The 19280-nt window shown below is 46.8% G+C and carries 33 protein-coding genes and 1 pseudogene; 23 read left to right on the top strand and 11 right to left on the bottom strand.

Translation table 11 applies throughout. The features are described 5' to 3' along the window. The first annotated feature begins 226 nt into the window (after positions 1 to 226). From RS881_RS23015 to RS881_RS23000, 4 genes are read left to right on the top strand one after another with little or no spacing between them, the layout of a single operon-like run. Complete coding sequence (locus tag RS881_RS23015) at positions 227 to 589, top strand: DUF2911 domain-containing protein (protein ID WP_315823234.1); 363 nt, start codon at positions 227 to 229, stop codon at positions 587 to 589. Next, on the top strand, positions 558 to 866 hold the full coding sequence (locus RS881_RS23010; protein WP_315823233.1) for a DUF2911 domain-containing protein: 309 nt from the start codon (positions 558 to 560) through the stop codon (positions 864 to 866). The genes RS881_RS23015 and RS881_RS23010 overlap by 32 nt, the downstream gene beginning before the upstream one ends. Positions 867 to 876: 10 nt before the next feature. Beyond that, positions 877 to 1116, top strand: a complete 240-nt coding sequence (locus tag RS881_RS23005; protein ID WP_315823232.1) for an SCO family protein — start codon at positions 877 to 879, stop codon at positions 1114 to 1116. Between the two features lie 4 nt (positions 1117 to 1120). After that, the gene (locus tag RS881_RS23000; protein WP_315823231.1) at positions 1121 to 1276 is read left to right on the top strand and encodes an SCO family protein; all 156 of its coding nucleotides are present in this window, start codon (positions 1121 to 1123) and stop codon (positions 1274 to 1276) included. A 447-nt stretch (positions 1277 to 1723) separates the two neighbouring features. On the opposite strand, the gene RS881_RS22995 is transcribed toward RS881_RS23000, so the two are convergent. Continuing rightward, positions 1724 to 2218, bottom strand: a complete 495-nt coding sequence (locus RS881_RS22995) for a hypothetical protein (protein WP_315823230.1) — start codon at positions 2216 to 2218, stop codon at positions 1724 to 1726. Then, positions 2176 to 2415: a hypothetical protein gene (locus RS881_RS22990; protein WP_315823229.1), complete on the bottom strand. Its 240-nt coding sequence runs from the start codon at positions 2413 to 2415 to the stop codon at positions 2176 to 2178. The genes RS881_RS22995 and RS881_RS22990 overlap by 43 nt, the downstream gene beginning before the upstream one ends. A 253-nt stretch (positions 2416 to 2668) precedes the next feature. Here RS881_RS22990 and RS881_RS22985 point away from each other — a divergent pair, with 253 nt between their 5' ends. The 10 genes and pseudogenes from RS881_RS22985 to RS881_RS22935 all read left to right on the top strand — a co-directional run bounded on the left by RS881_RS22985 (position 2669) and on the right by RS881_RS22935 (position 9222). Further along, positions 2669 to 3379 carry an AsmA family protein gene (locus tag RS881_RS22985; RefSeq protein WP_315823228.1) on the top strand — a complete coding sequence of 237 codons (711 nt, stop codon included), beginning with the start codon at positions 2669 to 2671 and terminating at the stop codon, positions 3377 to 3379. Beyond that, positions 3349 to 3627, top strand: coding sequence for a hypothetical protein (locus tag RS881_RS22980; RefSeq protein WP_315823227.1), 279 nt, complete (start codon positions 3349 to 3351; stop codon positions 3625 to 3627). Before RS881_RS22985 ends, RS881_RS22980 begins: the two co-directional genes overlap by 31 nt. A gap of 118 nt (positions 3628 to 3745) precedes the next feature. Beyond that, positions 3746 to 4126, top strand: coding sequence for a hypothetical protein (locus RS881_RS22975; RefSeq protein WP_315823226.1), 381 nt, complete (start codon positions 3746 to 3748; stop codon positions 4124 to 4126). Positions 4127 to 4131: 5 nt separating this feature from the next. Beyond that, the gene (locus tag RS881_RS22970) at positions 4132 to 4704 is read left to right on the top strand and encodes a hypothetical protein (protein WP_315823225.1); all 573 of its coding nucleotides are present in this window, start codon (positions 4132 to 4134) and stop codon (positions 4702 to 4704) included. An 88-nt stretch (positions 4705 to 4792) separates the two neighbouring features. Then, the gene (locus tag RS881_RS22965) at positions 4793 to 6004 is read left to right on the top strand and encodes an AsmA family protein (protein WP_315823224.1); all 1212 of its coding nucleotides are present in this window, start codon (positions 4793 to 4795) and stop codon (positions 6002 to 6004) included. Continuing rightward, positions 6001 to 6291: a hypothetical protein gene (locus tag RS881_RS22960; RefSeq protein WP_315823223.1), complete on the top strand. Its 291-nt coding sequence runs from the start codon at positions 6001 to 6003 to the stop codon at positions 6289 to 6291. The genes RS881_RS22965 and RS881_RS22960 overlap by 4 nt, the downstream gene beginning before the upstream one ends. Next, positions 6288 to 6512, top strand: a complete 225-nt coding sequence (locus RS881_RS22955; RefSeq protein ID WP_315823222.1) for a hypothetical protein — start codon at positions 6288 to 6290, stop codon at positions 6510 to 6512. The genes RS881_RS22960 and RS881_RS22955 overlap by 4 nt, the downstream gene beginning before the upstream one ends. A gap of 304 nt (positions 6513 to 6816) precedes the next feature. Next, a pseudogene (locus RS881_RS22945) lies at positions 6817 to 8141 on the top strand (O-acetylhomoserine aminocarboxypropyltransferase/cysteine synthase family protein). A 72-nt stretch (positions 8142 to 8213) separates the two neighbouring features. Beyond that, the gene (locus tag RS881_RS22940; protein ID WP_315823219.1) at positions 8214 to 8642 is read left to right on the top strand and encodes a homoserine O-acetyltransferase family protein; all 429 of its coding nucleotides are present in this window, start codon (positions 8214 to 8216) and stop codon (positions 8640 to 8642) included. A 136-nt stretch (positions 8643 to 8778) separates the two neighbouring features. Further along, the gene (locus tag RS881_RS22935) at positions 8779 to 9222 is read left to right on the top strand and encodes a homoserine O-acetyltransferase family protein (protein ID WP_315823218.1); all 444 of its coding nucleotides are present in this window, start codon (positions 8779 to 8781) and stop codon (positions 9220 to 9222) included. A gap of 67 nt (positions 9223 to 9289) precedes the next feature. Here RS881_RS22935 and RS881_RS22930 read toward each other — a convergent pair whose 3' ends face one another. From RS881_RS22930 to RS881_RS22920, 3 genes are all read right to left on the bottom strand, one after another. Continuing rightward, complete coding sequence (locus RS881_RS22930; RefSeq protein ID WP_315823217.1) at positions 9290 to 9802, bottom strand: hypothetical protein; 513 nt, start codon at positions 9800 to 9802, stop codon at positions 9290 to 9292. Between the two features lie 96 nt (positions 9803 to 9898). Beyond that, entirely contained in the window at positions 9899 to 10021 is a 123-nt protein-coding gene (locus RS881_RS22925; RefSeq protein WP_315823216.1) for a hypothetical protein, read from the bottom strand. 7 nt (positions 10022 to 10028) lie between these two features. Continuing rightward, on the bottom strand, positions 10029 to 10619 hold the full coding sequence (locus RS881_RS22920; RefSeq protein ID WP_315823215.1) for an RNA polymerase sigma factor: 591 nt from the start codon (positions 10617 to 10619) through the stop codon (positions 10029 to 10031). Between the two features lie 450 nt (positions 10620 to 11069). Here RS881_RS22920 and RS881_RS22915 point away from each other — a divergent pair, with 450 nt between their 5' ends. Beyond that, complete coding sequence (locus RS881_RS22915) at positions 11070 to 11267, top strand: hypothetical protein (RefSeq protein WP_315823214.1); 198 nt, start codon at positions 11070 to 11072, stop codon at positions 11265 to 11267. Between the two features lie 21 nt (positions 11268 to 11288). Here RS881_RS22915 and RS881_RS22910 read toward each other — a convergent pair whose 3' ends face one another. From RS881_RS22910 to RS881_RS22885, 6 genes are all read right to left on the bottom strand, one after another. Further along, positions 11289 to 12497, bottom strand: a complete 1209-nt coding sequence (locus RS881_RS22910; protein WP_315823213.1) for a CHAT domain-containing protein — start codon at positions 12495 to 12497, stop codon at positions 11289 to 11291. Continuing rightward, entirely contained in the window at positions 12494 to 12667 is a 174-nt protein-coding gene (locus tag RS881_RS22905) for a hypothetical protein (RefSeq protein ID WP_315823212.1), read from the bottom strand. The genes RS881_RS22910 and RS881_RS22905 overlap by 4 nt, the downstream gene beginning before the upstream one ends. Beyond that, complete coding sequence (locus RS881_RS22900; protein WP_315823211.1) at positions 12661 to 12921, bottom strand: hypothetical protein; 261 nt, start codon at positions 12919 to 12921, stop codon at positions 12661 to 12663. Before RS881_RS22900 ends, RS881_RS22905 begins: the two co-directional genes overlap by 7 nt. 31 nt (positions 12922 to 12952) lie before the next feature. Beyond that, entirely contained in the window at positions 12953 to 13234 is a 282-nt protein-coding gene (locus tag RS881_RS22895) for a tetratricopeptide repeat protein (protein ID WP_315823210.1), read from the bottom strand. Positions 13235 to 13245: 11 nt separating this feature from the next. Continuing rightward, a complete protein-coding gene (locus RS881_RS22890; RefSeq protein WP_315823209.1) occupies positions 13246 to 14058 on the bottom strand; it encodes a hypothetical protein in 813 nt (270 codons plus the stop codon). 262 nt (positions 14059 to 14320) lie between these two features. Continuing rightward, entirely contained in the window at positions 14321 to 14596 is a 276-nt protein-coding gene (locus RS881_RS22885) for a hypothetical protein (RefSeq protein ID WP_315823208.1), read from the bottom strand. Between the two features lie 593 nt (positions 14597 to 15189). Here RS881_RS22885 and RS881_RS22880 point away from each other — a divergent pair. From RS881_RS22880 to RS881_RS22845, 8 genes are all read left to right on the top strand, one after another. Next, positions 15190 to 15318 carry a hypothetical protein gene (locus RS881_RS22880; RefSeq protein ID WP_315823207.1) on the top strand — a complete coding sequence of 43 codons (129 nt, stop codon included), beginning with the start codon at positions 15190 to 15192 and terminating at the stop codon, positions 15316 to 15318. A gap of 4 nt (positions 15319 to 15322) precedes the next feature. After that, positions 15323 to 15994 (top strand): hypothetical protein, encoded by a 672-nt coding sequence (locus tag RS881_RS22875; RefSeq protein ID WP_315823206.1) that lies wholly within the window; start codon positions 15323 to 15325, stop codon positions 15992 to 15994. Further along, complete coding sequence (locus RS881_RS22870) at positions 15934 to 16467, top strand: hypothetical protein (protein ID WP_315823205.1); 534 nt, start codon at positions 15934 to 15936, stop codon at positions 16465 to 16467. Before RS881_RS22875 ends, RS881_RS22870 begins: the two co-directional genes overlap by 61 nt. Next, positions 16458 to 17108, top strand: coding sequence for a hypothetical protein (locus RS881_RS22865; RefSeq protein ID WP_315823204.1), 651 nt, complete (start codon positions 16458 to 16460; stop codon positions 17106 to 17108). Before RS881_RS22870 ends, RS881_RS22865 begins: the two co-directional genes overlap by 10 nt. Continuing rightward, positions 17105 to 17323 (top strand): hypothetical protein, encoded by a 219-nt coding sequence (locus RS881_RS22860; protein WP_315823203.1) that lies wholly within the window; start codon positions 17105 to 17107, stop codon positions 17321 to 17323. Before RS881_RS22865 ends, RS881_RS22860 begins: the two co-directional genes overlap by 4 nt. A gap of 307 nt (positions 17324 to 17630) precedes the next feature. Then, entirely contained in the window at positions 17631 to 17984 is a 354-nt protein-coding gene (locus tag RS881_RS22855; protein ID WP_315823202.1) for a hypothetical protein, read from the top strand. 330 nt (positions 17985 to 18314) lie between these two features. Further along, entirely contained in the window at positions 18315 to 18974 is a 660-nt protein-coding gene (locus RS881_RS22850; RefSeq protein WP_315823201.1) for a phospholipase D-like domain-containing protein, read from the top strand. A 71-nt stretch (positions 18975 to 19045) separates the two neighbouring features. Beyond that, entirely contained in the window at positions 19046 to 19258 is a 213-nt protein-coding gene (locus RS881_RS22845) for a hypothetical protein (protein WP_315823200.1), read from the top strand. Positions 19259 to 19280: the final 22 nt, after the last annotated feature.

Genomic DNA, 19280 nt, shown 5'->3' with positions numbered 1-19280 from the left:
TCATCAAATCTGCCTCTGTTCCCGCATTCACTAAAGCTGTTGCTTTGCAAAGTATATTCTTCAAATAAATATTTTCGTTTATGGAAGTAAAGCCCTTTAGTGAAGCAGAGATACAGGCATTCAGAATGGAAACAACAGGCACCTTCGATCGCATTCATTTCTACAAACATTGAATGACAAGGAATTTATAACAGATAAAAGATTTGCTGAACAATAAAAAACGAATATGAAAAATGTAGTAAAAGCTGCCCTGGCACTAATGGTATTGTCTTCCTGTGGTGATGCAACGGAAAAGAAAGAACCCGCTACTACCGGCGGCCATGAGCACCATGCCGATGCAGCCATGCCTTCCAATAACGGCAAAATGGATTATGCCGATAGTGTAAATACAGGCCTAATACCCAAAGATACTTTGAAGGGCAGTCCGGCCCGGATGGCCATGGCTAATATTGGCAAATCGTACATACGTATTGAATACCATGCGCCGGGTACCAAAGACCGGGTTATCTGGGGAGGCCTGGTGCCCTATGGAACAGTTTGGGTTACTGGCGCGCACAGTGCCACCACCATCAATTTTCAAAGGATGTAACTATCGAGGGAAAAACATTAAAGCCGGCACCTATGCCTTTTTCACCATTCCAGGTAAAGACAAGTGGATCGTTATCCTTAATACACGGTTCGACCAACACCTCACGGACCAGTACAATCAGCAGGAAGATGTGGCCAGGTTTGAAGTAGTGCCCATTCAATCCGATAAAAACGTTCCCCGATTGAATTATTCCGTCGTCAAACTCTCCGGCACCTCCGGAACGATCAATATGGAATGGGAAAAAATTAAAATTAGTCTGCCGGCATCAGCCAAATAAAAGACATACTATGACACCACTTTCAAGAATTGTAACCCTGGCTATTGTAGGCATATCAGTCATTGGGTTACTCCTTTTCATTGGTACCAGCATCCTCAAAAGGATGAATTGCCCATTGGGAGATCCCGGTCATGTGGCCGGTAGCTTTTCCTTTACCAATCAGTTGGGTAAGCAGGTAACAGAAAAAGAAGTGCAGGGCAAAGTAACGGTAGTGGAGTATTTCTTCACTACTTTGTCCGGGTATATGTAAGATCATGAATAAAAACCTCACCTCTGTGTATACCACTTTTAAAGACGGACCGGGGTTTGTTATCCTGTCGCATACCGTTGATCCCGAAAGGGATTCTGTACCCGTATTAGCCGCCTATGCCAGTCAGTTAAATGTAGCCGGAGGCAACCGGGAGTTTTGACGGGCGATAAGGAAGCACTGTATTCCGCTGCCAGGCAGGAATATTTCCTGGCGGTGGAAGACACTTGTAAGGAGTAGATTGCCAGCAACGGCATGACTGTATAAATTATCCCATGGCCCGGGATTGCAAGCGTTGTTGTTGTTTCACTTTTCGCAGCCTCTTGGTCAATATTGAAGAAGGCAATGGAATGGTTGGGTTTCATGGCAGTAATACAGCGTATCTATAATTAATCAAGCTGTCTGACAACAATGAGGCACAAAATAATACAATGTTTAATGACAGCAATGGAACCTCTGGCGGACTAAGCGAATTCATAGCCGGTACCAACACCCTACTACTATTGTGTCGTCCAGTGTATGCTTTTAACCTTCGCTTCTATATTCTTTTACTTTTCATACCTTTTGAATAACTCCCTTAACGGACATCTTAGGCTAAATAATTCAACTCTCAAGGCGACCTGGCCACCTTTTGATTCAGATTGGTAAACCCGGATAAAGCAGAAGAAATATTATGTTTTGACAAATTATAAACGATAGAAGTTGCGCCCACGAAAACCAGCCGCCCTTGCTTATTCACCACCCATCCTCGCACCGGGGCTTCCCTCTCCAAGCTATTAACTTCAGGTATAGCATTATCTTCCGATAACAAATTGTCAGACCTCCGACTTCCGGACTTTCGGACTTCCCGTCTTTCCTCCTCCACCCACTTCTCCAGTTCTGGCGGCAGTTCCCATTGCGGCCATTCCGTTCTATACCCCAACCGCGCCAGTTCATTCCAGGCAGCCTGCTGTACCGTTTCTTTTGTGGCTCCCTGGTGCAATAGCTTTACGCCGAGGCCTACCAACTTGCGGTACAGATCATGGCAGCGCCAGTCTTCATTTAGACTATTGTACACCGGCGTCACCCATTCCGACGCCCTGGCCAGTATCCCTGCATGGTGCATCGTACGGCGGAAGCGCTTGTCTTTTTAACTCTTTTACCAGTAAGCGAACTTTTAGTACGGATAAAATAAGCGCCATACATCTTATAGCAGGTAATAATACCACACAAAGTAGCTTCTACCTCAGTAGCGGCCAGGTAGTTCTTCCTGAAAGCTTCCAGGTGAGGTGGTAAATCGATATGTTGGTAGCGCTTTTTCATGGTGGATGACCGCTCTCTGAAATTACGAAAAATTAACATACAATATTCCTACATGCTCCACCATCCTGGCAAGTTTGAACACTCAACCACCTTTCAATAGGACCTTGTTCGCCCCATGTTCGGTTCTCATTAGTGGTTAATGCGCATTTACTAAGGGTTTTGTTTCCTGAGCTGGATCGAAGAAGAGGCGAACATGGTACGAACTTGGGAATAACAAGACCCAAAGGAAACATAAATTGACGTATATTACAATATGGCCGTTAAACCATTGGTACGGAAGCTGTTGAAGATTGCCGGGATTACCTTGGGCATATTGCTGGTGGTACTGGTTACTGCTTATATATGGTTTGTACACCATGCTGAAAGTATCCTCCGGGATATCGTACGCCAAAAATCCAATGGCACCGTAGAGCTTTCCCTCAAAAGCATCACCTGCAATTTTAAGGAGCGCCGGCTGAACCTGAAAGATGCCATTATTTACAATACCGATTCGACCAGCACAAAAACAGCCTACCGCATTTCCATTAAACGACTCAACCTGCAATTACATGGTTTGACGCCCTTACTCCTGCGCCGGGAGCTGGTAATAGACAGTATCCTGATCAACAACCCCGATATCCGGGTCATGAAATCCGATACACTGGAAAAAAAGCACGGCTCTCTTTCGCACGAAATTGGCGACCTGTACCATTCTATCAACCAGGCCCTCTCCTTGTTTTCCATAGGACAATTCAGGGTGGAGAATGGCCGGTTTTCTATGGCCAACCAAGCGCGGGCAGACTGGCAACCGGTAACCATCTCCAACATTTATTTCCGTATCAACAATATTAAAGTAGGTGGTGATAAAAAGACAGTTCGGCCTTCCATTTCAGTGAGGATATTCTTTTCAATACCGACCACCAGGAGATCGTTTTTCCCGATGGCCGTTACCGCATGGCCTTTAGCAATTTCAGGATCAATGTAAAAGAGCGCGTGGTGGCGCTTGACAGTTGTACCATTATGTCTACCGGCCGGCGACAGAAGCAATTAGGAGTACACCTGTTCTTTGATAAGCTAAAGTTTGTGAACATCGATTTTCCGGCCTTGTATGCCACCAATGTGATCAGGGCCGATTCGATGTATGCCCTCAATCCGCTATTGGACCTGAAGGTAACAGTAGACAGCAATAACCGCCGCAAAAATGCCCCCTTGTTAAAATGGATACCCTGCTGAGGCGCCTGGGCGTAAATACGCACCTCAAATACATGGGTGTTAAAAATATCAGCACATCAGTAATCACAATTCAAAATGGGCGTTTTGCCGAATTCAGCACCAAGGAGATGATTTTGAAATGCGCGACCTGGTGGTTGACCGCACCGCCAAAGAACCGGTAACGGTAGGCAGGTTTGATATGGCCATCCGGGGTTATTCCAGTCTCAATAAGGATAGTACCTACCGGTTTCAGTTTGATAGCATACGCATTGTGAATTCCAGCATCCTGTTGAATAATTTTACCATTAGCAGCCTGGCCAATGCCCCCATTCAGCGGCACCATATATTGCCCCTGTTTGAGTTGGACAGCCTTTCCTGGGAAGAACTGATCTTCGACCGGCGCATCAAAGCCAAGCAGGCTGTATTGCACCATCCCGAGATCCATTATGTAAAACGCCGGGGTACGCAGCCGGAAAAAAGCTTTCCCTGTATTCTATATTGGACTCCCTGGAGAATGTAATGTCGTTGGAAAGGATCCGGGTGATCGATGGCAAACTGTCTTTTGAACCCAACCCCACTACCCGCCTCTTGCTGGAACAGGTAAACCTTACTGTAAATACCAATCAATTACTGGCCGCCCGGTCAGGTACTATGTTGGGCGACGCAGTAGACTCCCTGCAATTTGAGAAGGGCAGCATCAAAACAAAAAAGCTACAGGCTACTATCAGCCATGGCAGCTTTCAGGGCAATGGCACCCGGCTCACCGCTGCCGGCGCTACCATACATGACTACACCGGCAAGATGACCATCAAGGTAAAAGGGTTACAGCTGGCAGGATTGTCGTTTGATGACAGCAGTGATCATATTGGCATTGACCAGGCCAACTGGAAGGCCGCCACGGTAACCATCATGGAACAGCCAAAACACCCTGCCCCCCAGGTGCACGGCCCCTTGGTTTCCATGTACAACAAGTGCAAGGCAATAACACCCAATTATCATTTACCGGCCTTCATAGCACCGCCCATACTTTCATTAATACACTTGCCATCAGCGACGCAAAAAAGGAAAACGGTAAGCCGCTTAGCCTCACCGGCGTAATCATTGACGGGAAGTACCTGCAGTATACCGGCGCTAACATTACGGTGCATACCGGCTCCTTTGTGTTGGCAGAGAATGCCCTTCCCACTTGCATAACGTGCAGTTTACCCAATACAAGGACCAGGACTCCATCACCGCCACCATTCCCGAATTACGATTGGAGACCGACCTGGCAGCGATAGTAGAAGGCAACCTGCAAGCAAAGGAGATCACCCTGAAAGAGCCCATTTTGCTACTAAAACTGGGTAGCAAGCCAGCTAGGCAGCCCGGCACAAATGCCCCAACGACAAAATCCCTGCCCCTGATCGACATTCAAAAGCTGGTCCTTGAACATCCTACCCTGCATGTGGAACAGCAACAACCCAATGATACCATGCGCCTTCACTGGAACCGGGGCGCCCTGTTGGCCCATAACCAATGGGTATTTACCAATATCCGGCACAATGGCAAAGAACCTTTGACCATTGAGAAAGCCAGCCTGTCGGGAACAGCCGTATCCTTTGCACAACACGCGAAGAAGATCCTGCTGCTACAGCCACAAAGTATGCAACTGGTGCTGGCCAACACCCGGCTGTTAATGGATAAACACGCCCCCATCCCCTGGTCAACCATCGTAGAAAGGTTGGCACTGAAGGATATGATGCTGGAGGGAATGGGAAAAGACAGTGGGCGGCTTCAACTGATAGCCTTAACAGTAGAACACCTACTTGTTCAAGCCAGGCAAACCCCGAAGGAATGGCTCGACAATAGTCCCGGTTTTATACTACATGATCTTACAGGCCAGTTTACCACCTCCCAAAATTACTTCCGCTGGAAACGGCTCAACTATCATCACCGGCAACACCTGTTATCCGTCGATTCCTTTACTTATACGCCCGTAATAAGCAGGGATGCCTACATAGCAGCGCACCCTTACCAAACTGATTACATACAATTGAATACCGGAAGGATCAACATACATCGTCCCGGTCTGGACAGCTACTTCAGGGATACGCTGATCCATATTGCTGCCGTTGATGTCAAAGACCCAATGATCAGCGTTTACCGCGATAAACGTCCGCCCCGCGAACCCAATATAATAAGACCCTTACCAGTTGATATGATCAAAGCCCTGCCTTTTAAGCTTAGGGTAGATAGTGTGCGGGTACACAACGGGCAGGTGGCGTATGAAGAATTAAGTGAGAAGACCAACAAGTCGGGGATCATCAACATTACCCACCTGAATGCATTACTGGGCAATATAAAAAGCCGCCACCTGGGGAGACAGACAGTCTGCGCCTCCAGGCCGATGCCTACATGATCGACTCCATTCATGTTAAGCTGCAACTGCATGAATCTTATACCGATTCACTCGCAGCCTTCCTGATGACCACCCGTGTGGGGCCTGCCAACCTCATGAACCTGAATAAGGTAGTTGAACCCTTGGCATCCGTAAGGATCAGATCGGGCTACCTGGATACCCTAAACCTGCGGGCCATTGGCCGGGAATATATATCCTATGGAGAGATGCACATGTTGTACAGCAAACTGAATGTAGAAATATTGAAGAATGGCGATATTAAAAGAGAAGTTTTGTTACTAAAATGATCACGTTCATTGCCAATACCTTCGTGATCAAAAGCCGCAACCGCCATAAAACAGGCATCATCTATTTTGAACGCCTGCGTGACCGTTCCATTTTTAATTACATGATAAAGATGTTGCTCAGCGGTGCCGGCACCAGCGTGGGCGCCAAGAGCAATAAGAAATCCATCAAGCACTACAAACGTGAATTGCGCAAACAGGGTTTGCCGCCGATTGAATTATGAGAGCTCCACTCATAATATTTACGTTTCCACTCAACTAACCTCCCTATAAGCTCAATACCTGTCCAGTCGCACGCCACTTGTAGCCTACCTTTAACACCGCGCAACCAAAATTAATTTGGAGGGATCTATTAACCCACTTATCTTGTGGACTAATAAGATTATCTCCTGCTACCTGTACTTACATATCATCCTTCGTGTTGTTGTAGCTGCCAGTCTATAATGGGTTGTTGCTGCTAATACGCACACTGTCCAATTCCTGATTTCATCCTTTTGCTTATTCCATCAATCATTAAATAGTATCGTTATGAGTCAGCAATGGCATTTTGACACCTTACAATTACATGCCGGTCAACAAATTGACCCCACCACCAAATCAAGGGCCGTACCCATATACCAAACCACATCCTATGGCTTCGACAATGCAGCCCATGCAGCCGACCTGTTTGGATTGAGGCAGTTTGGCAATATCTACACCCGCATCATGAACCCCACTACCGATGTATTTGAGCAGCGGATCGCAGCCCTGGAAGGGGTGTGGCGGCAGTGGCTACCAGTTCGGGACAGGCTGCGCAGTTCATAGCCCTGAGCAATATATTACAGGCAGGAGACAACTTCGTTTCTACATCTTATTTATATGGCGGAACGTACAACCAATTCAAAGTAGCCTTCAAACGCCTGGGCATTGAGGCCCGTTTTGTGGAGGGCGATGATGCCAATAATTTTGCCCGGCATATCGACAAAAACACCAAGGCTATTTATCTTGAAACCATTGGTAATCCGCGCCTCAACATCCCTGATTTTGAAAAATTCGTGCAGCTGGCCAGGGAGTACGACCTACCCCTGGTAGTGGACAATACCTTTGGTGCAGGCGGTTACCTGTTCCGTCCCATTGAGCATGGCGCCAACATCGTGGTAGAATCGGCCACCAAATGGATCGGTGGTCATGGTACTTCCATTGGCGGGGTGATCGTAGATGGCGGTAACTACAACTGGGGCAATGGCAAGTTTCCGCAATTTACCGAGCCATCAGAAGGTTATCATGGCTTGAAATTCTGGGATGTATTTGGTGAAGGCAATCCACTGGGCTTACCCAATATTGCTTTTGCCATCCGCGCAAGAGTAGAAGGCCTGCGCGACTTTGGTCCCTCCCTGAGCCCCTTCAATGCTTTCCTGCTGATACAGGGATTGGAAACCTTGTCGCTAAGGGTACAAAGACATGCCGACAATGCCCTGGCCCTGGCTACCTGGCTGCAAAACCATCCCTTGGTAGAGTTTGTTGATTATCCCGGTTTGGAAAGCAGTCCTTATCACAAGCTGGCGCGCAAATACCTGGTCAATGGATTTGGCGGTATCCTCAACTTTGGTATCAAAGGAGGTAAGGAAAAAGCCAGCCAGCTAATTGATTCCTTGAAGTTGGCCAGCCACCTGGCCAATGTAGGCGATGCCAAAACCCTGGTTATCCACCCCGCCTCAACTACCCATGAGCAATTGAGTGCCGGGGAACAAGTTATATCCGGCGTACTTCCCAACCAGGTAAGGGTAAGCGCAGGCATTGAGCACATCAGTGATATCATTGCCGATTTTGAACAGGCTATTGATAAAGTATTTGCCAAACAGCCTGTATCATAATAGAAGGTGCCGCTTCCCATCCCGCGCCTTATAGTGCGGATGGTTTTTAATCTAGTAACGCAGTGATTGTACATGAGCGATTATAAAGTTTTTGAGTACCGCGCCCCGTTTACACTGGAAAGCGGTAGTAGCTTGCCGGGCTTCCACCTGGCCTATCATACCTATGGTACCCGACAGGCACAGCCTGGTAATGTAATATGGATATTTCATGCCCTCACGGCCAACAGCGATGCGGCCGACTGGTGGTCTGGATTAGTGGGCGAAGGCAAATTATTCGACCCCTCCCGGCACTTTATTGTATGTGTGAATATGCCGGGGAGTTGCTATGGCAGTGTGGGGCCCCTGGAAAGAAACCAGGCAGTGAAGAACGGTATTACCACGCGTTTCCGGTGCTCACCATCCGCGATATGGTACGTATGTACCAGATCCTGCGCAGTTTCCTGGGCATTGAGCAGATCCATATCGGTATTGGCGGGTCAATGGGCGGGCAACAGTTATTGAATGGGCCATTGATGAACCAGCAGCGTTTGAATACATTGTACCCATTGCTACCAATGCCTGGCATTCGGCCTGGGGCAAGGCATTCAATGCTTCCCAGCGTTGGTGTATTGAAGCCGATCCTACCTGGCAACAAAGTGTGCCGGAAGCAGGCATGAAAGGTATGCAAATAGCCCGTAGTGTAGCCCTGCTCTCCTACCGGCATTATCAAACCTACGACCTGTTTCAAAGCGACGAGTCACCTTATGAAGCAGGGCAATACAAAGCAGGCTCTTACCAACATTACCAGGGGCAAAAACTGGCCCTGCGCTTTAATGCCTTCAGTTATCACCGTCTCAGTGCCAGCATGGATAGCCACCAGGTAGGCAGAGACAGGCAGGATGCCATACATGCATTGAAGCACATTACCGCTCGCACATTGGTTATTGGCATTGAAACAGATATTTTATTCCCGGTATCAGAGCAAGAATACCTGGCCAGGCATATTCCCGGCGCCCGGCTGGCGGTGATCAGTTCCCTGTATGGCCATGATGGTTTCCTGTTAGAATTTGAGCTGATTGAAAAAGAGATCAACAGTTTTTAGGTACACCTGCAAATGTGTTATCCAACAAGCAGACAACGTTGACCGATCTTAATTAGGGGGAAGTACTTTACCATTTGTCCAGCCATTGCTGCGCAAACTCCCGGCATTCCAGGTCGTATTGTACAACTTGTTCCAGCAGGGATTTGGCTTGTGTAAGATCGCCGGGTTTATTGCGCTTGATAAGGGTGAGCGCCTGGTAGAAAATACCTTTATTGGAGACGCTCTTGTAGGAGGCCAGTTGTTTGAACCAGGCGAGGGCTTTATCATATTGCTGCAGGCGCAAGTTGGTAACGCCCGCATATTCCAGTACTTTTTGATTGCTGGCATCATAACTAATGATGGCTTCAGAGAGTATAAGGGCCTCGGCAAAGCGGCCTTTATTATAAAGGCTCCGTATTCTTTCAACACTGTCTTCAATCCCACTCATGGAAGCACCCAGGTCATTCAGTTGATGGCTGATATAATTGTCGGCCATTTGCTGTTTGGTAGGAGGCACCAGTATATTAATGGTAAAGATAAGCCCGATGAGCACGGCTGCGGCCGCTACATAGTACCATACACGGCGTGGCGACTTAACCACTTGTAATGGAGTGTGAACAGGTTGTTGTTCGTATAATTTTCTGAAACGTTCAATTTTTTTCGGCCTTGGCTTCTTCCTGCAACAAGCGTTGTGTGGTCAGGTAAAAGCTACTTCTTCGGCAAAGCTGGGATCATCCTGTAATCTTTGCTCAAATTGCCTGTTCCGGGAAGCCTGATCGGTTCCTTTAAAGTAATCGTCTATGTATTCCAGGTGTTTCATGTGACCTTTATGTCGGATTGTATAATCGGCGCAATTTTTCCAGGCAACGGAGCCTGCTGGTTTTTACCACATCGGCTGTTTTGTATTCCATCAGCAAAGCTATTTCCTTGTCAGAATGGCCTTCTGCCGAAAGCTGCAATAACTGGTGACAGGTATCCCCTACCTCGGCCAGCCTTTGCTTCAGCAGCTTCTCATCGGCCTGATCTACTAGCTTTTGTACGATGGACTTGGCGGCATCCGATACATGTGCTAACATGTCTGTGATAGAAACCGTTTGATGCACCTTGTTCTTATTAGTCGTCTTTTTGCGCAACAGGTCAACGCTTTTATTATGAAATATTTTATAAAGCCAGGTTTTTAACGAAGAGGCCCTTTCAAAACTGCCATCGGCGATCTTTTCAATGGCCGATAAAATAGTATCTGAATAGGCGTCAAACGACTCATCTTCCGACAGGGGATACTTGCGCATTCCTTCATGTATGAAATACATATAGGTAGTGAACAGCTCTTCTTCACCTTTTCTTCTGTAAATACCGCCACGCGTAAGATTTTCAATGATCCGGAGATCTCCAGCGGGTAAATGTTTAGACTCGTTCATTATAGAAATGTGGCAGTTGTATGTAATATAACAAAAATATGCCCAAAATTAATTCGGTTGGGATGTTTCCCTGCAATAACCGTACTACGACTAATAAAATTGAGCGACACTAACCCTCGGCCATTAGCACTTATCCACTCCTTGCTAAACCGTACAACCGTTTGTAACAGTTTTGTCATTTTCAGGATGCAAGCTGTTACCGGTACACATTTCACAAGGTCAAAACCCACGGATCCATTCCGTTAATACACTAAACCTGTAGAGCCATTAAACCTGGCAACCTATATAAAAGAACTGCGCGGCAGGGATTTGCAGTGCTATATCGTAAAGCCCCCGCTTCGGCGAGGGGCTTTATAGCCCATTACTGCGCAAAGAAAACAGGTCTCGTTTTTAAAACGGGTTACATTAACCAACATAGCTATTAAGACTATCTTCTATGAAAGTGCAAAAATGCATATAATTGACGATACGGTGCCGTACGATTCACGGGAAACCAAACAGGAGTACCACCTGGCCAGGATCAGGCTACTGGAAGAAGCGTTGAACCGGCTAACGCTGTTGGAACATCCATGTGAAATACTGGCCATTTGTAAGCAAATAATTGCTATTAAGGAATTGTTGCGAAAAATAGCACCTGTTACCGGATGATCCTCACTCCATAGCGGGTCGCTACCGCAAAGGGCGCCCCACCCGCCACCAGTGGTATATTCCAATCAGTACCACCACACCCGCCACACTGGCCAGTACAATTAGCCACCAGGCCATAGGCGTTTGTCCGGGCATGGCCGTTACCTTGCCCGTAAGCACGGGTACCGCCCAGTAATAAGGCAAGCTATTGGCTTTAGAAGCACTATTCATAAAATCCAGCTTGGCCCGCTGTAAGGCCACATCCACCGGCTCTCCAGCCGAAAGGTATTTGTAAAATAAGGTCGTAAGCGCATAAGTCTTCTGATTATCGGCCTTCCAAAGGCTTGTAATGGCTGCCGGAATACCCAGCGCAGCAAATCCCCGGTTAAAACTAAAAACCCCTTCCCCCTGGTAAAGCTTCCCCGTTCCCGTTTCACAGGCTGATAATACCACCAGGCCCGTAACTGGCTTTTTTTCACTCACCAGGTCCGACAAATACAGCAACGAATCGGAAAAATAGATCACCGGCTCTCCCTTATCCTTGTTATCTGTGGCATGCGTGTACAATTGTATGATCCGGTAATCTGTAAAATGCTGTAGAAAGTTATTCTTCGAAGCCCTTTTCCCTATGAAATTATCCCCTCCACTGAAATACCGTGTCAATGCCTCCAGCGACTGGTCACTTTCATACAACTCGGGCAAATGCGTACCTGCATATTCAACCGGTGCAAATCCCACAAAACTTTTGGCTTTTTTATTGTCCGCTACAGTAAAATCATTCAATAGGTAACGGGCTGAATAAGTATAGCTGACAGCATGGTTTTTCAACAGCCACGATGCCGGATCTTTGCTCGTGAGCAAGGCTTCAAAAGGAAAATACTGGCCATCCGGTGAAATAATGAGACGGCCCGCCGGTAACCCTCCTTGAGGAAAAAGTAATTGATATAGTTGATGGGATATGCCGGTAAAGACCTCAAATTCGCTGTTCTGCGATCTATAATCAGTAAGATATTGTACAAACAAGTTGGCCAGGCTATCATAGTTCTTTTTATCAACCTTCCGCAATTGCGCAGTTTTAGCGCCAACCACCATCACATACACCGCACTATCGCCCGAGAATATCTCTACCAACCCTCCATACTCCTGCAGCATGTTTTGTTTTACCTGTTGGAGACTGATGAAATTGCTATCCAGGAAGCTCTGGTAATAAAAAGGGTTGCGTGCTTTGATCGAATTATTGAGCCTGCTCAACTGCAATTGGTTGTCTGTTCTTTCTTCCTCCTTTTAGTTCGTTCAGCCTCCGTGAGCTTGCTATTATTTAGCTCCCTGGTCAGGTTATTGATCGTTTTCATGGCCTGGTTTTGCTGCTGGATGTCCTGCTCCCCCATCCATCGCTGATCGGCCAGTTGATCATTCAACAATACGGCCCTGCTTTTCTCAAAAAATAGAAGGCATCCTCCAGGTTACCGGAAGTATAACAAGCTTCCAGGGCATGTTCGTACAAGCCATGGCTATTGCTGCGCCAGAATAATTTGGAATTGAGGTTAGCCTGTTCACCTTTGATGCGGTTCACCAATCGGTCGGCTTCTTTATATACTTCGATGGCCTTACGCAGGTCTTCGGGCTGATGCGTGCGGGCATATTTCTTTCGCCAGGTATTCCCTTGTTCTATCAACAGACTGGTGAGGTAGTGTATCTTTTCTGGCTCACCAATTCAGCAGGGGGCTGCTTACAATTGCGGCAATGCTAATACCCGGCTTAATATGGTCCAGGGCTTTCCGGAAGCAACTAAAAGCTTCTTCATACGCGCCCTGTACCACTTTCATTTCGGCTATATTGGACCATATACTCAAGGACTCAATGGAATCTTCCTTGTACTTTGTAGGGTCATTATTTTTACTGGCCAGCGCCTCTTTGAACAGGTACATCGCTTTATCATACTGCTTGTAATGCCTGAAATACACTTCATTGGCCATGGTATTTAGCAACTGTTTACGGCTTATGGGTCTTTTTCAACTGCCAGTGCCAGCCTGAAACTTTTGATGGCCTGCTCATAATTACCCTTGTGCACTTCCATTTCGGCCCGTATTCCATAGAAAGTACCACGGTAAGCATACAAACTATTTACGCCCTTCTGTTTGGCCTGGTTATTCAAAAGCGCCTCTGCTACATCATAATGCTTCAGGCGGATATGTGAATTTACCCGCCACACAAAGCTGCTAAGGGCATAAGATACAAATGCGGGTCTACTCACACTATCCGCATAGGGAATATATTTAAAGGCAATTCTTTCACAATCGTTTGAATATTCACTGCAGTGGTAGTAATCACCCAGATCATAACTATATTCCGCCTTTTCGTAGATAGCGGCCAGGTAGGAAAGATCAACCTGCCCCAGCCGGTTGCCAATGCTGATGCAACTGTCGAGGGACCTTATTCTGGCCGTTACATTATTGATACGCTGGAATGCTACAGCCATCCAGTAATATACACGCACCAGCTCGCGTTCGTTAATGGCAGGATTATTAGGTATACGCTTAATAAATGCAATGGATTGTTGGAGGTACTTGATCGCTTCGAGGTAATTTTCCTGCTTGAAGTAGGTATTGCCAATGGCTCGCAACAATAATACCCGTGTTGAGTCCTGCCAGTAGGAGCATTGCCTGATCCTGCTTTCTATTTGCAGCAATTTTCCCCGCGCTTCCAGGGCGGGCATTTCGGCGGAGTCCTTTAACATATTGATCTGTCGCCACAGGGAATCCCTGTTGGGGCATTGCCCCCGAAGCCCTGTAAGTAATAATAGCGTACCCAAAAGGAGAAGAACCTGCTTTAACATCGCTGCTAAAGTTAGTCAATAAAAAACACATAGCCCCGGCATACAGACCGTATTGCCGGGGCATTTTCCTATTCGCCTTTTCCTATTACTATTAGGTGTTGATTACATGGTTGGTGGCGGTGGCTTGGGAGGTGTTGGCGGATCTATTTCATCGCCGCTGCGCAATGCTACTGCTTCAGTGGCAGCAAGTGCATTGGCACCTGCGGTTGCGCCTTTTTAAGAATGGTAGGTGCTGGGGTTACATACACATGCAAGGTAAAATCCTTACAATTAGGCAGTTTACTGGCCACTTCCGTCCATTCAAAAGAACAGCATACTTCCTGCCTTTAATGGTATTATAAGCGGTAATAAAACCGATGTAATACCCTTCGATCGCTTCCTTGCGATGAAGAATGGAAGGATCAAAAATAATGTTCTTGAATTCAACATTGAACCAGCTGGCGTAGCCCTTGGGAGCGGGCGGTGCTGCTTTGCTTGCCTGCGCTTCGGCTGCGGTTAATCCATTAGTGCTCATAAACCTGATTTTAAAGTGAACAATTGGAGATTTGCTATATCCAACAGCATCCCAATACAACACCTCCAAAGCAGGTTTTGAAGTTTACCTGTTGGTTTATATATAAGGATGGCTGATGATTCAGGGAAATAAAGTTCCATAAGGGAGGGAGAAAACATAATAATTAGGATAAGTTTCAGTACTGCTGCTTTCCAGGGTCTTTTGCTTTGTACTAGCTTTTGTCGTATTTCATTGAATAAAGGGAAACAAAATGCCAATGCTTTCTTGTTAATTTGACCACTTGGCTGGTTAGTTGGTAGGGGCCTGACCGATAAAAAGTGAAAGTAATAAAAAGATGGGGCAAAAAAACATTTTCCCCTTGTTTCCTTTTCTTAACAATGCACGACTATTATATACCGACTTTTTATTATTTCCTCCTCTTTCACCTTTCCTTCATTAAGGTTTCCGGTTATTAATGCATCAGGTGCTCATTATTCTCCTGCCGCCATACTGTACCCATTGCATGATCAGTAGTGTATTATTCCTGTATTGCAGGCTTGTCCACACCCGCCTGCTGTATCCACTTGCCTTTGTCACACTAAAACTGAATAAATATGGCAACGAAATTAGCTATTGAGCCCGAAAAGCTGGTGTCACTACGCAAACAAACACACCTGCTGCTCTTACAAAATCCCAATTACTTCGGCACCATGACCGATAAGGTCATCGCCAAAAAAATTTGAACCTGTGTTGGACCTGGGGAGTAGTAAACAGTACTATGAAGAACTGGAATGTATTGACTACAAACCGGAAACAGCCAAACTGGGTGCGGTGATCAAGATCAAACAACCCAGTGGTTATTCCGGCAGCCCCTGCGCAGGCGGCAGCCGGGAGTATGTACGCTTCTTTGTTGACTATAACAATAATGGTACCTGGGTAGATGAAGGACTGGCCGATCTCGGTATATATGACCACCCGTTTACCGACGATCTATGCTACCATGTTGAGATCAATCTCAGCCCCGACAAGATCAGCTGTTGCCGCAGCAAGGCCGTGCTGCCAAAAGTCAGGGCCATCCTTTCCTGGAATATAGTACCCACTGCCGGAGATCCTAATTTCCCCTTTGTATGGGGTGATGTACACGAAGCATTTATACAGATCCATCCCAGCAACTCTATCTGGTGTTATATCCTGGGATCGCTGGAAAAGAACCCCAAGTTCAAACTGGCGCCGGAATTCTATACCCCTGAATTTGAAAAACAGTTCCTGCCCGACCTGAAAGAGAAAGTGAAGTTTGTAAAACCACTAGCCGAGCTCACTACCTCGGCTGCTGACCTGAAAAAGTATATGGCACCGAGGTGCATGAAGGCCGTATTGCACTCAAAACCATCTATGAGCTTTCTAAAAAAGCTTCTCTGAACAATAACAGTGTGATCACCTCCCTCCTGCCCAACTTCAACCTGGCCGAAATATTCGGCTTCTATGAAAAAACAAAATTCAATACCGACTTTGAAGAGCTGCATTGCGTAAGCCTTAACCGCGACATGGATACCTTGCATGGTTCTATTCAGATAAAAAGGAAAACGGGTTATAATGGCGATCTCTGTAGTAAGGGAGGTAAGGAATATGTGGCATTCTACATGGACTTTGGCACAGGCTGGGAATATATGGGTACGCAATCCTGCAGTGTGCATGACATTCCCGACATTCCAGCTGGTGGCCTGTGGTACAATGTATCCCTGGGTGTAAAGCTGGATAAATACCGCAAGCAATGGTGCCAGGTAGGCAAAGCTAAAGTAAAAGGCATCCTTTCCTACAACCTCGTTCCCACACCAGGCGATCCTGAATTTACAGCCCCTGGGGTGACTGGGAAGAATGCAACGTGGAAATAAAACCACTACCTAAGGGCGTTACTACCGGCCTAACCACCGTGGTGTTGGAAAAAGCAGGCGGTATGGTAGTGGTAGATATCAATGATGCTACCGGCCTGGCCACCACCGGATCGGCCGGCTCATTGGGCGGCGCACTCAACAGCCCATTCTATGGAACCATTGAATTGATTGGACATATCTTCTATGCAGCGCCAGGAATGGAATACCGCTTCCTGGTTACCCGGCCGGGTGAAACAGAAAAACCATTGCTGGATCAGCAGGTCATTACCACCGTCAATACAGGCGGCACGTTTGTAGACCATCCGCTGGATCCCGATGGTGATGGATGGATACCGTACTTAGAAACATCTTCACTCAACATCGTAGCCGACCTGTTGGGCCGCTATGGAGCTTTTGTGCCAGGCAAACACGTGATCCGCATCCAGGCCCGCAGTGGCGCCATCATTTACGATGATCCCAATGGATCGGTAACCCTGCTGGTAGACAATAAGGTGCCTGATGTACACATCCATATTATTACAGGTGGCGGTGATTGTGCCGACTTTACTTCCGGCACCAGCATCAGTGGTACTTATTCCATGCTGGATGACCATGCCCATTCCTTCTCCATCAGTGTAACCCCAATAAGGGCGCCACGGTGAATATAGATGGTACGGGAAGTAATAGCCTTAGCTATGCCGCCGGAACACTGCCAGGCACCGGCAAGAACGGCACCTTTGTGATCAACACAACTGGAGTGCCTAAGTGCGGTTACAATGTGCGTATTGATGCTTATGATCGCACCATTGTCAATTCACATGGCATAGGACTTTATAATAACGACATACAGGGATTCTGTTTGAGAGCAGCTAACTAAGAATAACCGACAGGAAAAACAACACCCGGCTGATTGCAGCATGCCTGCAATTACCGGGTGATTGTTTTTACATTAACCATTGAGTTGTATATAAAAAAGGGTATTTATACCTTTTTTAATGTAAGATAAATTTAGAACCTTGCAGCTATTTAGAACTCACCTGCTTTTTTATCTGCACCCAGCCAAAGCAACCTCTGATTAGGACTGGCAACCTGTTAGTAAAATTTTCACCTTTATTCCCTGATCCCTGCTGCTCCTGACAGTAAGGAGGTATATTATACGATCATCATTTAAATCCACACGCTGTATGAGAAAGAGAGTTAACAATGGCAAGGGCATATCCGTTCATGGCATTGCCGGCACCTATGTAGTATTGTTAGGCATGGATGCAACTCCACAGGCCCGTAAAGGATTACTTGGCTTTGCTATACACCGTACCGATAAAACAGAAAAAGAGCAGTATTGGCTCATGGGTTTTCGCACCTTCAAAGACACCGAACCTAACCCCGCTCCCGGAACCCTTATCTCGACGCAACAACACCCGGTACAAGGCTTTGTATGGGGCGATTATACCGCCAAAGCCAACCATACCTATGTCTATAAAGTAGTGCCCGTATATGGCACTCCCAAAAACCTGAATACGGTACGCCAGCCGAGCTGACCATTAAAACTGAGAACGAAGACAATGGCACCCATGCCATTTACTTTAATCGTGGTGTAGCCGGCAGCCAGGCCTACACCCGCAAGTTTGGCGATAAGAAACCCAAAGAAGTAGGTAAAGAGGCCTATGACTGGCTCTCACGCGGGGCATTGGAAGCCGTTCTCAAATACATTGGACAGGCAAAAGGAAAACGTTACAGCATCCGGGCCGCCGTATATGAATTCAGCTACCTGCCAGTACTGGAAGCTTTTAAAAAGCGTCCACCAGTGGAGCCGATGTAAAAATCGTGTACGATTGCCGTCAGCCCCAGCCACAAAAACAAGCAATGCCATGATCAAAAAAGCCGGCATTAGCAAACTCATGATCAAACGCACGGCCAATGCTTCTTATATCTCCCACAACAAGTTTATCGTACTGCTGGATAAGGGCAAACCCGTTCAGGTACTTACAGGCTCAACCAACTTCACAGAAGGAGGTATCTTCGGACAGTCCAATGTAGTTCATATTGTACGTGACCCTAAAATTGCCGCCCGCTATCTTGAATACTGGGAACAACTGGCAGCCAATACCGATGCCAAAGAACTACGCCCCTGGAATAGTGAGAACAATCCCGATCCGGAAGAACTCAGGAAAGGCATTACCGAAATATTCAGTCCCCGGTCTTCATTAGGCGCCCTGAACTGGTATGCCGATCAAATTAATGTCGCCACGAAGTCCATTGGGTTTACTGCTGCTTTCGGCGTTAATAAAACCATTGCCGCCATACTGGGTAAAAACAAAAAGAACTTCCGTTACCTCATCCTGGAAAAGGAAGGCAATACCTTCAACGACTTCAACCAAAACAGGAACAATTTTGTGGCCCTGGGTTCTGTACTGAATCCCAAAGCAGTAGGCGACGCCATCTTTCAACGTTGGTTAAAAGAAGAACTGAGCAACCTGAATAAAAATGTAAAGTACCTCCATACCAAATACCTCCTTGCCGACCCCTAAGCGATGATCCCATAGTAGTAAGTGGATCGGCCAACTTTAGTGATGCCTCTACCAAGAACAACGATGAGAACATGCTCCTCATTAAAGGCAATACCCTGGTGGCGGATATTTACCTGGGCGAATTCATGCGCCTATGGCACCATTTCTTCTTCCGTGATATCGCCAACCGCCTGGCGCATAAAACCACCGCGGATACCGCCTACCTCTACCCCAATGATAAATGGACTGATAATTTTTATGGAAAGAACATACGCAAAACAGCAGAACGTCAACTATTTGCTTAATCCCATTTATTACTCATACGTA

This window comes from Paraflavitalea speifideaquila, from assembly GCF_032395985.1.
In the GTDB taxonomy this organism is placed as follows: Bacteria; Bacteroidota; Bacteroidia; order Chitinophagales; family Chitinophagaceae; genus Paraflavitalea; species Paraflavitalea speifideaquila.
This window is presented reverse-complemented; position numbering and strand designations above follow the sequence as displayed.

Excerpts from the sequence above, each read along its gene's own strand:
- RS881_RS22980 (WP_315823227.1), top strand. The coding sequence starts at position 3,349 with ATGGCCTTTAGCAATTTCAGGATCAATGTAAAAGAGCGCGTGGTGGCG.
- RS881_RS23015 (WP_315823234.1), top strand. The coding sequence starts at position 227 with ATGAAAAATGTAGTAAAAGCTGCCCTGGCACTAATGGTATTGTCTTCC.
- RS881_RS22925 (WP_315823216.1), bottom strand. The coding sequence starts at position 10,021 with ATGAAACACCTGGAATACATAGACGATTACTTTAAAGGAACCGATCAG.
- RS881_RS22885 (WP_315823208.1), bottom strand. The coding sequence starts at position 14,596 with ATGAGCACTAATGGATTAACCGCAGCCGAAGCGCAGGCAAGCAAAGCA.
- RS881_RS22880 (WP_315823207.1), top strand. The coding sequence starts at position 15,190 with ATGGCAACGAAATTAGCTATTGAGCCCGAAAAGCTGGTGTCACTACGC.
- RS881_RS22955 (WP_315823222.1), top strand. The coding sequence starts at position 6,288 with ATGATCACGTTCATTGCCAATACCTTCGTGATCAAAAGCCGCAACCGC.
- RS881_RS22960 (WP_315823223.1), top strand. The coding sequence starts at position 6,001 with ATGATCGACTCCATTCATGTTAAGCTGCAACTGCATGAATCTTATACC.
- RS881_RS22990 (WP_315823229.1), bottom strand. The coding sequence starts at position 2,415 with ATGAAAAAGCGCTACCAACATATCGATTTACCACCTCACCTGGAAGCT.
- RS881_RS22920 (WP_315823215.1), bottom strand. The coding sequence starts at position 10,619 with ATGAACGAGTCTAAACATTTACCCGCTGGAGATCTCCGGATCATTGAA.
- RS881_RS23000 (WP_315823231.1), top strand. The coding sequence starts at position 1,121 with ATGAATAAAAACCTCACCTCTGTGTATACCACTTTTAAAGACGGACCG.
- RS881_RS22975 (WP_315823226.1), top strand. The coding sequence starts at position 3,746 with ATGCGCGACCTGGTGGTTGACCGCACCGCCAAAGAACCGGTAACGGTA.
- RS881_RS22995 (WP_315823230.1), bottom strand. The coding sequence starts at position 2,218 with ATGCACCATGCAGGGATACTGGCCAGGGCGTCGGAATGGGTGACGCCG.
- RS881_RS22850 (WP_315823201.1), top strand. The coding sequence starts at position 18,315 with ATGATCAAAAAAGCCGGCATTAGCAAACTCATGATCAAACGCACGGCC.
- RS881_RS22940 (WP_315823219.1), top strand. The coding sequence starts at position 8,214 with ATGAGCGATTATAAAGTTTTTGAGTACCGCGCCCCGTTTACACTGGAA.
- RS881_RS22855 (WP_315823202.1), top strand. The coding sequence starts at position 17,631 with ATGAGAAAGAGAGTTAACAATGGCAAGGGCATATCCGTTCATGGCATT.
- RS881_RS22985 (WP_315823228.1), top strand. The coding sequence starts at position 2,669 with ATGGCCGTTAAACCATTGGTACGGAAGCTGTTGAAGATTGCCGGGATT.
- RS881_RS22915 (WP_315823214.1), top strand. The coding sequence starts at position 11,070 with ATGCATATAATTGACGATACGGTGCCGTACGATTCACGGGAAACCAAA.
- RS881_RS22845 (WP_315823200.1), top strand. The coding sequence starts at position 19,046 with ATGCTCCTCATTAAAGGCAATACCCTGGTGGCGGATATTTACCTGGGC.
- RS881_RS23005 (WP_315823232.1), top strand. The coding sequence starts at position 877 with ATGACACCACTTTCAAGAATTGTAACCCTGGCTATTGTAGGCATATCA.